This is a genomic window from Enterobacter sp. WCHEn090032 (assembly GCF_003986875.1).
Classification (GTDB): domain Bacteria; phylum Pseudomonadota; class Gammaproteobacteria; order Enterobacterales; family Enterobacteriaceae; genus Enterobacter; species Enterobacter sichuanensis.
This window is the reverse complement of record NZ_RXRN01000023.1, coordinates 38,940-51,160: the sequence shown is the minus strand read 5'-3', so window position 1 is coordinate 51,160 and position 12,221 is coordinate 38,940. Positions and strand designations below refer to the sequence as shown.

12 protein-coding genes are annotated in these 12,221 nt (G+C 59.3%); 1 reads left to right on the top strand and 11 read right to left on the bottom strand.

What is annotated here, in order from left to right; genetic code table 11:
• Positions 1 to 106: 106 nt before the first annotated feature.
• The 11 genes from EKN83_RS17775 to hpaG form a co-directional block, all read right to left on the bottom strand.
• Complete coding sequence (locus tag EKN83_RS17775; protein WP_025757439.1) at positions 107 to 1,024, bottom strand: helix-turn-helix transcriptional regulator; 918 nt, start codon at positions 1,022 to 1,024, stop codon at positions 107 to 109.
• A gap of 177 nt (positions 1,025 to 1,201) precedes the next feature.
• Positions 1,202 to 1,711 carry a 4-hydroxyphenylacetate 3-monooxygenase reductase subunit gene (locus EKN83_RS17770; protein ID WP_025757440.1) on the bottom strand — a complete coding sequence of 170 codons (510 nt, stop codon included), beginning with the start codon at positions 1,709 to 1,711 and terminating at the stop codon, positions 1,202 to 1,204.
• Between the two features lie 17 nt (positions 1,712 to 1,728).
• The gene (gene hpaB / locus EKN83_RS17765; protein WP_025757441.1) at positions 1,729 to 3,291 is read right to left on the bottom strand and encodes a 4-hydroxyphenylacetate 3-monooxygenase, oxygenase component; all 1,563 of its coding nucleotides are present in this window, start codon (positions 3,289 to 3,291) and stop codon (positions 1,729 to 1,731) included.
• 193 nt (positions 3,292 to 3,484) lie between these two features.
• Positions 3,485 to 4,402 (bottom strand): 4-hydroxyphenylacetate catabolism regulatory protein HpaA, encoded by a 918-nt coding sequence (gene hpaA / locus EKN83_RS17760; protein WP_126801386.1) that lies wholly within the window; start codon positions 4,400 to 4,402, stop codon positions 3,485 to 3,487.
• A gap of 9 nt (positions 4,403 to 4,411) precedes the next feature.
• Positions 4,412 to 5,758, bottom strand: coding sequence for a 4-hydroxyphenylacetate permease (hpaX, locus tag EKN83_RS17755; protein ID WP_126801385.1), 1,347 nt, complete (start codon positions 5,756 to 5,758; stop codon positions 4,412 to 4,414).
• A 21-nt stretch (positions 5,759 to 5,779) separates the two neighbouring features.
• Positions 5,780 to 6,577 carry a 4-hydroxy-2-oxoheptanedioate aldolase gene (hpaI, locus tag EKN83_RS17750; protein WP_126801384.1) on the bottom strand — a complete coding sequence of 266 codons (798 nt, stop codon included), beginning with the start codon at positions 6,575 to 6,577 and terminating at the stop codon, positions 5,780 to 5,782.
• A gap of 9 nt (positions 6,578 to 6,586) precedes the next feature.
• The gene (gene hpaH, locus EKN83_RS17745) at positions 6,587 to 7,390 is read right to left on the bottom strand and encodes a 2-oxo-hept-4-ene-1,7-dioate hydratase (RefSeq protein WP_025757444.1); all 804 of its coding nucleotides are present in this window, start codon (positions 7,388 to 7,390) and stop codon (positions 6,587 to 6,589) included.
• 78 nt (positions 7,391 to 7,468) lie between these two features.
• Positions 7,469 to 7,849 (bottom strand): 5-carboxymethyl-2-hydroxymuconate Delta-isomerase, encoded by a 381-nt coding sequence (locus tag EKN83_RS17740; RefSeq protein ID WP_025757445.1) that lies wholly within the window; start codon positions 7,847 to 7,849, stop codon positions 7,469 to 7,471.
• A gap of 9 nt (positions 7,850 to 7,858) precedes the next feature.
• Positions 7,859 to 8,710, bottom strand: coding sequence for a 3,4-dihydroxyphenylacetate 2,3-dioxygenase (hpaD, locus tag EKN83_RS17735; RefSeq protein ID WP_014830538.1), 852 nt, complete (start codon positions 8,708 to 8,710; stop codon positions 7,859 to 7,861).
• 2 nt (positions 8,711 to 8,712) lie between these two features.
• On the bottom strand, positions 8,713 to 10,179 hold the full coding sequence (gene hpaE, locus EKN83_RS17730; protein WP_126801383.1) for a 5-carboxymethyl-2-hydroxymuconate semialdehyde dehydrogenase: 1,467 nt from the start codon (positions 10,177 to 10,179) through the stop codon (positions 8,713 to 8,715).
• Positions 10,176 to 11,453 (bottom strand): 4-hydroxyphenylacetate degradation bifunctional isomerase/decarboxylase, encoded by a 1,278-nt coding sequence (gene hpaG, locus EKN83_RS17725; protein WP_126801382.1) that lies wholly within the window; start codon positions 11,451 to 11,453, stop codon positions 10,176 to 10,178. Before hpaG ends, hpaE begins: the two co-directional genes overlap by 4 nt.
• A 270-nt stretch (positions 11,454 to 11,723) precedes the next feature.
• On the opposite strand from hpaG, the gene hpaR reads away from it, so the two are divergent.
• The gene (hpaR, locus tag EKN83_RS17720; RefSeq protein WP_025757450.1) at positions 11,724 to 12,164 is read left to right on the top strand and encodes a homoprotocatechuate degradation operon regulator HpaR; all 441 of its coding nucleotides are present in this window, start codon (positions 11,724 to 11,726) and stop codon (positions 12,162 to 12,164) included.
• The last annotated feature ends 57 nt before the right edge of the window (positions 12,165 to 12,221 follow it).

Genomic DNA, 12,221 nt, shown 5'->3' with positions numbered 1-12,221 from the left:
GAACGTCGCGCGCGTAAGGGAGGGTAAGTGAATGAGTGGTAGAAAGTGCCGGGTGAGCGGTCAAAGAGGGCGGCGAGCGGTTCCAGCTCGCCGCCAGTGGGCGAAATTATGTGATTGAGATCACTTGATTATTCGGGTTACGCTCCACGGCCAGGTAGCCCTCCAGCGTTCTGAGCAGTTTTTCCTTCAGCCAGTTCGGTTCCAGGATCTGAATATTCGGCAGCCAGTAGAACAGCAGCGGCAGGATCTGGTTCTCGTGCGCCGCCTGACAGCGCAGCGTGACGCCGTCCTGCTGCTCCTCCAGCAGTTCCTGTTCCGGGAGAAGATCCCGGCGCAGGAAGTAATGTGAAATATTATCTTTGATAAATATTTTCACTGCGAAAGTATCTTCAGATACCCAGGGGTCGAGGCTTTTCTCCAGCAGCTCAAGGACATTTTCTTCCGGGGTGAATGTCGTTTTCTGAATATCAAACCAGCTAATCTGGCTCAACGAGAAGGATTTCAGGTGGCTATTTTCGGTAGCCTGTAAATACCATATATTTTTTTTGTTAATGAGTTTATAGGGATTAATCAGCCGGGTTTTACCCTTATAAACTATCTGGCAAACATTATGGTTTTTAATCGATTTCTCGATTTTCGTTAAATGGCGGCGAATATCGCGTTGTACCGTGTGTTCGGCTTCATTTGCAAGAATAAGAATATGGTTTTCGTCGACGCGCGTTTCCAGCTTCTGCCAGAACTCCGTATTTCTGTCAGGGAAAAAGCTGTCAGCATTCAGGAAGTTAGCAAGGGTGTGGTGTAAGCCTTGCCCGCCGGGCGATTGTGCGGAGTGGATCAGTCGATATAGCCCATTACCGGTATGTTCTACAATCGGAGAAAGGGCATTTAAATCCCGGTAGACGGTACGTTCGGTAATATTAAATTTCTCCATTAGCGCACTGCGATTTACCACACCGTTTAAATGTAGCTCAAGGAGAATATCGACCAGACGTTCAGCCGAGCGGCTCCGCGTCGTTTTAGCCATAAGGTCTTCCTGTATATTGAGGTATGCGCTGAATGATGCGGGTGCACTGACACGCGGTGTCAGTATTCAGGCACAGAAAATTTATCTTATGGTTATATAACGGCGTGATTTAGCGGAAACCTTAGGAGTTTTTGTAGAAAGCGGCGCTGGCCGGTAAAAAGGCCAGCGCGAAGGGGATTACACGGCGACTTCCGTCTCCAGCATGACCGGGTGGAAACGGCGTCTGAAGTAGATCAGGCCGTGTCCCGCATCACTCAGAATGATGTTTTTAATTTCAACAAGATAAACAAGATGCGTGCCGATGGTTTGCACCTGGCTAATCTCGCCTTCCAGGCTTGCCAGCGCGCCCTTCAGCACCGGCTGCGCCAGCGGGCCTTTTTGCCAGCAGGAGAGGGCAAAGCGCTCCTCCATCGCCATACCGGTCATCCCGGCGAAATGGCGAGCCATGATCTCCTGCTCATGGTTCAGCACGTTTACGCACAGCCTGCCGTTGCCCTGAAATACCGGATTCATGGCGCTGTTGGCGTTGATGCACACCATCACCGACGGCGGGGTGTCCGTGACCGAGCAGACGGCGGTGGCGGTAATGCCGCAGCGGCCTGCCTCACCCTCGGTGGTCACCACATTAACTGCGGCCGACAGGCTGGCCATGGCGTCGCGAAAACGCAGGCGTTGTTCTGATTGCATGATAACCTCCCGCTGCATTATTTCAGCAGCTTATCCAGCATGTTGATATCGCTGTTGTTGTGCAGGTGCGGCACCGTCCAGCCGTGTTGGTCGTATTCGGACATGCAGCGGTCGACCATCGCCATCATCTTGTCCATGTTGCCGGAGCTTTGCGCCTGGCGCAGACACTGCAGACGGATTTCATCCTGGCTACCGGAGTAGTTGATCTCATACAGCTCGTGACGGCCGCCAAACTCGCTGCCGATGGCATCCCACATCAGCTTCAAAATCTTGATGCGTTCGACGTGATCCATGCCGTTGGAGCCGCGCACGTATTTCGCCAGGTACTGGTCGATCTGCGGGTTGTTCAGATCCCGCGCGCTGGACGGCAGGTAGATCAGCCCGGACGTCACGTTACGCTCGATGATGTTCTTGATCTTCGCGTAGGCCATCGGCGCCATCACGCGGTAAGTTTGCAGCGCGGCGTGATCCGGCAGATACGCGCCGTTGACCCACGGGGTGGCTTCGGAACACATGGAGTCGCTCAGCGCCCAGAACATGTTGCGCCAGGCCACCACTTCGCCGAGATCCGCCTGTACGCCGCGGAACTCCAGGGTACCGGTGCACTCCAGGGATTTCTTCAGCAGGGCGGTGATGAAGTCGAGTTTTACCGCCAGACGCACGCAGGCCTGCAGCGGATACATGCGGGCAAAGCCGCCCTCCATCGTCCAGCGACGGCAGCGGTCGAAATCGCGGTAGATCAGCACGTTTTCCCATGGGATCAGCACGTGATCCATCACCAGGATCGCGTCGTTCTCGTCGAAGCGGCTGGAGAGCGGGTAGTCATACGGCGAGCCGGTTGCGCCTGCCACCATCTCGTAAGAGGCGCGGGAGATCAGCTTCACGCCCTCGGCATCCATCGGCGCGACGAACATCAGCGCGAAGTCCGGGTTTTCCCCCATCACCTGCGCGGAGCCAAAGCCGATCATGTTGTAGTGGGTCAGCGCCGAGTTGGTGGCCACCACTTTCGCCCCGCTGACGATGATCCCGGCATCGGTCTCTTTCTCCAGCTTGATGTAGACGTCTTTCACCTCGTCCGCAGGCTTATGGCGGTCGATGGGCGGATTAACGATGGCGTGGTTGAAGTACAGGCCGCTTTCCTGAATGCGGGTATACCAGTTGCGTGCGTTCTGCTCGAACTGGCCATAGAAGGTTGGGTTGGCGCCGAGGGCGCAGCCGAACGCGGCCTTGTAGTCCGGCGTGCGGCCCATCCAGCCGTAGCTCAGGCGTGACCACTCGGCAATGGCGTCGCGCTGCTGGCGCAGATCGTCGGCGCTTTTTGCCACGCGGAAGAATTTATGGGTGTAGCCGCCGCTGCCAGTGTCGGTGCCCCAGCACAGCGTGTCCTGCATCTCCGGCTTGTGCAGCGCGTCGTACATTTGCGCGATGGACGCCGCCGCATTGCGAAAGGCCGGATGGGTGGTGACGTCTTTGACGCGCTCGCCGTAGATGTAAATCTCGCGCCCGTCCTGCAGGCTTTTTAAATACTCTTCACCGGTTAACGGGCGTTTGGCGTCAGCGCGGAACTCTTCAGGCTTCATAGGGACCTCGTATCGGAATCGGATTGTTAAATTTATGTTTTGTTTTTGTTGTTTAATTGAAGCCTGAGAGGGGCGGGAGGTGAAGGGACGTTTGGGACAACGGCAGGTACTTTTCGGGTGGAGAAGGGATTTGTGATCGTTGTCCCCTCACCCTAATCCTCTCCCCATAGGGGAGAGGGAACAATTACACCCTCTACCCTATGGAGAGAGGGCCGGGGTGAGGGGAAACCGGTACTTTCTGCGCCCGGTACGCGCTTGGCGAGCACCCCACTAAGCGGTTAAAAAAGCGGGCAAAATAGGCCGGATCCTTAAACCCCAGCTGCCAGGCAATCTCGCTGACCGCGCTGTCGGAGAAGAGGAGCAGCCGCCTGGCTTCGCGCAACTGCCGGTCGAAGATCAGCCGCTTCGGTGGACGGTTGGCGAAGCGGCGGCAGATATCGGTCAGGCGGGATTCGGTCAGGTGCAGCTCGCTGGCATATTCCGGCACCGTCCAGTGCTGGTGGTAGTGGGCATCAATCAGCTGGGTAAAACGCTGGAACAGCTTTAACTCGCCGCGCATGCCGCCTGACGCGTGGTCGTCGAGCTTCGCGTTGCGCAGCAGCAGGGTGAAAACCGCCTGCGCCAGCAGGACCAGGGTATGCTCACGACCGGGCAGCTGTTCCGTGGATTCCCGGGCAATCAGCTGCCAGTAGTGCCTGAGCGCCGCCAGCTCGTCCGGCTTATCCGCCAGCGAGAGGCAGATCCCCGGCAGGCCAAACGCCTCCCGCGTGCCGGGGTAGAGCACTTCCAGCAGCGGCCAGATCAGATCCTCGCGCACCGTCAGGACGTGACCGTCGCTGTCGGATTCGGTGATAAACGCGTGCGGCACCGACGGCGGCGTGAGGACGAACAGCGGGGCCTGCACCGAATAGCGGTGATCGTCGAGCTGCAGCTCAATCTGCCCGGTATCGAGAAAGTGCATCTGAAAGTACTGGTCGTGACGATGCGCCTGCATGTCGCGGCCAAAAAAGGCCGCCATGCGGGCGAAAGACTGGTAGTGCACATCGTCGGTGCCCAGACTTTCGTCGTACTCCTTGCTAATGTCGATATTGGTAATGGGGCTCTGGCACATACCCGCTCCCTAGTGGATCTTCTGCGCCGCGATGCCCGGCTCGCGCGCCAGGCTTTCGCGCTGCGTCATCGGGATGCGCGTCAGCACCAGCGCGCCGACCACCAGCAGCCCGGCGACAAACCACAGCCCGGAGCTGAAGCTGCCGGTGGCGTCGCGCAGGATGCCAATCAGCAGCGGGCTGACGGCAGAACCAACGTTGCCGATGGCGTTGATCACCGCCAGCGCCACCGCGCGGGACTGCAGGCTAATGACCCGATCCGGCGTGGTCCAGAATATCGCCATGGCGGTAAACGATCCGGTTGAGGCCATGATGATGCCAAGCAGCTGGATCAGGCTGTGATCCGTGGCCGAGGCCAGCATCCATCCCGCCGCGGCGAACAGGTACGGCAGGATGGTGTGCTTTTTTCGCTCTTTCAGCCTGTCTGAGCGGCGGCTCCACCAGATCATCCCGAGGATGGTACAAAATTGCGGGATCGCCGCCAGCAGGCCAATCACGATATTGCTGCTGCCGGTGTTGAAGCTTTGCAGGATCTGCGGCGTCCAGATGTTGATCGCGCTCAGCGTATTGGTCAGGCAGAAGTAGGCCAGCGTGTAGAGCAGCACTGCCGGGGTCAGCACCTCGCGCAGCGTTGATTTCGGGGTGACGGGCCGGGCAATGGCGACCTCCTGCTCGCGGGCGATCATCGTTTTCAGCGCCTGTTTCTCGTCATCATCCAGCCAGCTGGCCTGATCCGGCGTGTCGTTGAGGTAAAACCAGGTCACCACGCCGAGCACCACGGACGGCAGCCCCTCCAGCAGGAATAACCACTGCCAGCCTTTCAGGTTCCACAGCCCGTCCATCGCCAGAATGTAGCCGGAGAGGATCGAGCCGAGCATCATGGTCACCGGCATGGCGATCATAAACAGCGCGTTGGCGCGGGCGCGGTGATACGCCGGGAACCACCAGGTGAGATAGACCAGGATCCCCGGCAGGAAACCGGCTTCGGCAATGCCCACCAGCATGCGCAGCACGTAGAGCGTTTCCGGGCTGGTGGCGAACATGGTGCAGGTGGAGGCGATCCCCCATACCACCATGATCCCGGCGATCCAGCGACGTGCGCCGATCTTTGCCAGCATGATGTTGCTCGGGATGCCGCACAGCACGTAGGTGACGTAAAACAGCGTCGCGGCCAGGCCAAACATGGTGGAGGTCAGGCCCAGATCTTTACCCATCGTCAGCCCGGCAAAGCCGATGTTGATGCGATCGAGAAACGAGAAGACAAACAGGATAAAGAGAAAGACGATCAAACGCCGGAACAGTTTGTTAATGGCGCGCTGTTCAACAGCGTGATTATTTTGCAGGGTAGAGGTCGTCATGATGCGCTCCAGATCTTACGTTTAGTAGATGGATTTATTGTTATTAACTGACGTAACCGGGTTTTCGATAAAACGTGCCGCCAGCGCTTCCGCGCCGCGGGCGAGCAGGGTGGTGTCAACGCCGACGGCAACAAACCGCGCGCCGAGATCGAGATAGCGTTTTGCCAGCGCCTCGTTGGCCATCAGAATGCCGGGGGCTTTACCGGCGCTGAGGATCTGCGCGATCGCCTGTTCGATGGCCGCCTGCACTTCCGGGTGCTGTGGATTGCCGGCAAAACCCATGTCGGCGCTGAGATCCGCCGGGCCGATAAACACCCCGTCGACGCCGTTCACGTCCAGGATCTGCGGCAGGTTTTTCAGCGCTTCGCGGGTTTCGATTTGCACCAGCACGCACATGGCGTCGTTAGCCTGCTGCAGGTAGTCCGGAATGCGGTTCCAGCGCGAGGCGCGCGCCAGAGCGCTGCCCACCCCGCGAATGCCCGCGGGCGGATAGCGCGTCGCGCGTACCGCCAGACGGGCCTCGTCGGCGTTTTGCACCATCGGCACCAGCAGGGTTTGTGCCCCCACATCCAGCAGCTGTTTGATCTGCACCGGATCGTTCCACGACGGGCGGACCACCGGCTGGCTCGGATAAGGGGCGATGGCCTGCAGCTGGGTTAAGACGGTCTGCACGCTGTTCGGCGCATGTTCGCCGTCGATCAGCAGCCAGTCGAAGCCGGCGCCAGCCAGTAACTCCGCGCTGTAGCTGCTGGTCAGCCCCAGCCATAAACCAATTTGCGGGCGGCCTGCCTGGAGCGCCGCTTTGAATGCGTTTTGCATCGTTCTCTCCTAAACAAAGCGGCAGCTGATGGCGCCCATGTTGCCGTAGTCCACGTGGAAGGTGTCGCCTCGGCTGGCGGTCACCGGGCGGGTAAACGAGCCGCCGAGGATGATCTGCCCGGGCTCCAGCTGCACGTCATACGGGGCGAGCTTGTTTGCCAGCCACGCCACGCCGTTGGCCGGGTGGTTAAGCACGCCTGCGGCGACGCCGGTCTCTTCGATGACGCCGTTTCGGTAAAGCAGGGCGGAGATCCAGCGCAGATCCAGCTCGTCGGGCTTAATCGGGCGGCCGCCGAGGATCACCCCCGCGTTGGCGGCGTTATCGGAGATGGTGTCGAAGACCTTGCGCGGGCGCTGGGTTTCCGGGTCGACGTTGTGGCAGCGGGCGTCGATCAGCTCCAGCGCGGGGATGACGTAATCCGTGGCGTTGTAGACGTCGAAGAGGGTGCAGTTCGGGCCGCGCAGCGGTTTTGCCAGCACGAAGGCAAGCTCCACTTCGATGCGCGGGACGATAAACCGATCGACGGGGATGTCGCTGCCGTCGTGGAAGAACATGTCGTCCAGCAGTGCGCCGTAGTCCGGTTCGCTAATCTGCGAGCTGGCCTGCATCGCTTTGGAGGTGAGGCCGATCTTGTGGCCCTTCAGCACGCGGCCTTCGGCAATTTTCAGGCTGACCCATTCGCGCTGAACGGCGTAGGCGTCGTCAAGGGTGATCGTCGGGTAGTCGAGGGAGATCTGGCGGATCTGTTCCCGGGACTGCTCCGCCTGATGCAGGCGATGGGCGATCAGGGTGTGGGTGTGTTTGTCGAGCATGGCGATATCCTTTATGCGGCTGTTGCCGGGTGGCGCTTTGCTTACCCGGCCTACGATGTAAGGGGCGGTGTGCGCTCGCTATTTAAACAACGCGTGCACGTTGTTTTGTTTGTAATTGAGCGTCGGGTGCAGTTCGTCCAGCTCAAACGACAGCGCCAGATAGCGGCTCGCCATCAGCTCTGCAAAATGCGTTTTGATCAGCGCAAACAGCATTTCACCCACCTCTTCCCGGCTCTCCAGGCTGCGCCCGGCACCTATCTTCAGTGTCATATGGACAAAGGCGTAATCATGTTTACCGTCGGCCATCTGCCAGGTATCCAGCCAGTGGGCGCGGCTGCGGATACCGCCGAGCGGGAAGATGCCCGTGGCGGCCAGCGCCTCGTTGACTTTGGCGAACAGCCCCGGCAGGTCGGCCTGCTCGCGGATGTTGTCGGTGCATTCAGCAATAAAGTGCGGCATGGTGGCTCCTTAGGCGGGCAGAGGGAAAACGGCGTTAACCTGGCCGGTGCCGGAGCTGGCGAACAGCTCGGTGAGAAACTCCACCTTGCCGTCGTATTTGTCCCAGCCGAGCATCCCCAGCAGCATCACCGTGTCGTGCATGTTGCCCTCGCCGTAGCAGTAGTCGGCATACTCCGGCAGCATGCTGCAGAATTCTTTGAACTGGCCCTCGCGCCAGAGCTTCACCACCCGTTCGTCCATCTGGCGGTCGAACTCGCGGGTGTAGCTGTTCATCCCTTCCTCCGCGCGCTGGTCGTCAATAAAGCGGTGCGACAGCGAGCCGCTGGCGAGCACCGCCACGGTACCGTCGTATTTTTCGATGGCGCTGACGATGGCCTCGCCCAGCCTGCGGCTGTCGGCGAAGTCGTGAACCGTGCAGAACGCCGAGATGGAGACCACTTTGAAGTGCTTATCCGCGTTCATGTAGCGCATCGGCACCAGCGTGCCGTACTCCAGCTTGAGGCTCGGAATGTTGTGCGCTTTGGCGCGCACGCCGAGCTTCACCGCCTCGTCGGCGATCAGCTGGCCAAGTTCCGGGTTGCCGTCGTAGTCGTAGGTCATGTCGCGGATAAAGTGTGGCAGCTCGTTGCTGGTGTAGACGCCAGAGAAATGGTCCGCACAGTTGATGTGATAGGCGCTGTTCACCAGCCAGTGGGTGTCAAACACGATGATAGTGTCCACGCCCAGCTCGCGGCAGCGCTTGCTGATCTCTTTATGCCCGTCGATGGCACCCTGACGGCAGCCGTGGTTTTTACCCGGCAGCTCGGAGAGGTACATCGACGGCACGTGGGTGATTTTTGCTGCTAACGCCAGTTTACCCATGATCAGATCCCCCACTTTGGAATCGGATGGTCGCCCATGGAGATGCAGACGTTCTTCATCTCCGCGAACACCTCAAAGCTGTATTCGCCGCCTTCGCGCCCGGTGCCGGAGGCCTTGACGCCGCCAAACGGCTGGCGCAGGTCACGCACGTTCTGGGTGTTGACGAACACCATGCCGGCTTCGATGTTGCGCGCCAGACGCAGCACTTTGCTGACGTCCTGGGTCCAGATGTATGACGCCAGGCCGTACTCCACGTCGTTGGCCAGACGCAGGCCTTCCGCTTCATCTTTAAACGGCAGCAGGCAGGCCACCGGCCCGAAGATCTCTTCCTGCGCCACACGCATGCGGTTGTCGACATCCGCCAGCACGGTCGGGCGCAGGAAGTTGCCGCCCTTCAGGTGCGCAGGCAGGTCGGCTGGCTTGTCCGGACCACCCGCCAGCAGGGTTGCCCCCTCTTCAATGCCGAGGCGAATGTAGCCCGAGACTTTTTCCCAGTGCTGCTTGCTGATCAGCGCGCCAATCTGGGTGTTCGGATCCGTCGGGTCGCCCACGCGCAGGCGGTTGGCGCGCTCGGCAAAGCGCTTCACGAATTCCGGGTAGATGCTCTGCTGGATGAAGATGCGCGAGCCGGCGGTGCAGCGCTCGCCGTTGATGGAGAAGATGGTGAACAGGGCGGCATCCAGCGCGCGCTCGATGTCGGCATCCTCAAAAATCAGCACCGGGGATTTGCCGCCCAGCTCCATGGAGTACTTCTTCAGCCCGGCGTTTTTCATGATGTTGCGCCCGGTGGCGGTGCCGCCGGTAAAGGAGACGGCGCGCACGTCGTGATGGCGCACCAGCGCGTCGCCCGCCGTGGCGCCGTAGCCCTGCACCACATTCAGCACGCCCGCCGGAATGCCCGCCTCCAGCGCCAGCTCGCCCAGACGATCGGCGGTCAGCGGGGAGAGTTCAGACATCTTCAGCACCGCGGTATTGCCTAACGCCAGGCACGGGGCGACCTTCCAGGTGGCGGTCATAAACGGCACGTTCCACGGCGACACCAGCGCGCAGACGCCCACCGGCTGCACCAGGGTGTAGTTGAGCATCTTGTCGTCAACCGGGTAGGTTTTGCCGTTCATCTGCTGGCACACCTCGGCGAAGAATTCGAAGTTGTGCGAGGCGCGCGGAATGAGGACGTTTTTGGTCTGGTGGATCGGCAGGCCGGTATCGGCGGTCTCCATGGCGGCGATCTCCGGGACGTTCTGGTCGATCAGCTCCCCCAGGCGACGCATCAGGCGCGCGCGCTCTTTCATTGGCAGGTTGGCCCATTTCGGGAAGGCCTCTTTTGCCGCCGCCACGGCCTGATGGACTTCGGCTTCACCGCCGGAGGCCACTTCTGCCAGTACCTCGCCGGAGGCCGGGTTGGTAGTGTGGAAGTAGTCGCTTCCCGCCACGTTTTTGCCGTTGATCCAGTGGTTAATTTTTTTCATTTTGCCGTCTCCTCATTCACAATCCGGTTCACCAGGCGTCCAACGCCCTCCACTTCCACCACCACTTCATCGCCCGGCACCACGTCGGAGAGCCCTTTCGGCGTGCCGGTGGCAATCATGTCGCCGGGCTGCAGGGTCATAAAATCGCTCAGATACGCAATCAGGTACGGGATGCTGAAGATCAGATCCGCCGTGGTCCCTTCCTGGCGCAGCTCGCCGTTGACGAAGGTGCGCAGGGTGAGGTTGTGCGGGTCGGGAATGGCCGCTTTCGGCACGATGTTCGGGGAAATGGGCGTCAGCCCGTCGCGGCTTTTGACCCGCAGATTTGGTCGGTAGTAGTTTTCCAGATAGTCGCGGATGGCGTAGTCGTTGCAGACCGTATACCCCGCGACATAGTCCATCGCCTCGGCTTCACTGACCTTGCGCGCGGTTTTCCCGATAACCACCACCAGCTCCGCCTCGTAGTGCATGTACTCAACGTTGTTCGGGCGTACCGAGGTCTGGTTGTCGCCGTTAAAGGTATTCGGCGCTTTGATAAACACCAGCGGCTCGGTCGGCGGCTTGAAGTCCAGCTCGCTGGCGTGATCGGCGTAGTTCAGACCGAGGGCAAACAGCGTGGGATGCGGATGCGCGCCGTGAGCGATGGCCACGTCGCGTTCAGCCACCACCGCGTTTTCCAGCGGGGGAAATCCTTTCGCCAGAATGCGCACGCGATCTCCCGGCTGCAGCGCGACGCGGGAGTGTGGGGTGCCGAGCAGAATGGCATCACCCGGATTGAGGGTGGCGAACTCGCTCAGGGCACTCAGCAGTTCGGCGGCGTTACGCTGCAGATCGGCGGTGTTCCAGTGGTCCGCTTCGCGACCGTTGATCTCGGTGATGATGGTCAGGTTATCCACGTTATCAACGGCGGCCAGCTCGCCGAGCGGGCAGAATCCGTCGCGGCATTTGGCCTTGATGGCCGGGCGGTAGAAGCTCTCTTCCGGCAGGCTCACCTCGTTGGCCAGCGCATATCCTGCGATGTACTCCGCGGCATTCTCGACGCGCACCCTGCTGGCGGTTTTGCCCACCACCAGTGCGACCGTCGCACCGCTTAATACCGTTTCCCCCTGCGGGAAGGGGATCGGCTCGCCGGTGCGAATCACGGTGTTATGTGGCTTGATGAACCACACCGCCGTTTTTGGCGGGGTGTTGTAGGGGGCTTTTTCGAACGCCTCACGCCAGGCTTGACGCTGGCTTTGATGGTTCAGCGCCACGGCAAAAACAGTACCTTTCATTCACATACTCCTCACCCCGGTGGTCCGGGTGGTGATTTCATTAATATGTTAATGATCTGGTTTTAAGCTTTTGCTGTTTATTTCGCAATCAGAAGTGAAGAATTTGTGATATGAATAACAATAAATTTACATGTCAATCATTATTTCAAAGTAAATCAGCGTGTTAATAAAATTGGCGGGTTTCTGTTAGACTTTTTGACAGAAAACGCGTTGTTTATAAAAACATCTTTTAGTGATTGTTTACTTGTTAATGATGTGAAGGGGAGAGCTATGCATGACTCATTAACCATTGCGCTGTTACAGGCGCGGGAAGCGGCGATGTCGTACTTCCGACCGATTGTGAAGCGCCATAACCTGACCGAGCAGCAGTGGCGGATTGTGCGCGTGTTGGCTGAACATCCGTCGATGGATTTTCACGATCTGGCGTTTCGTACCTGTATTTTGCGCCCGAGCCTGACCGGCATTCTGACGCGGATGGAGCGCGACGGCCTGGTGCTGCGCTTAAAGCCGGTGAACGACCAGCGCAAGCTGTACGTGTCGCTCACCAAAGAGGGCACTGCGCTGTATGAGCACGCCCAGGCACAGGTGGAAGAGGCGTATCAGCAGATTGAGGCGGAATATACCCCGGAGAAGATGAAACAGCTGACCGCGCTGCTGGAAGAGTTTATTGCGCTCGGAAACCGGCATAACGCAGCGCGGGAAGAAGAGTAAAAACCCCAAATTCCAGGATGATTTTCGTAAAGTTTTCTCTTTCCAGGCCGAAAATTC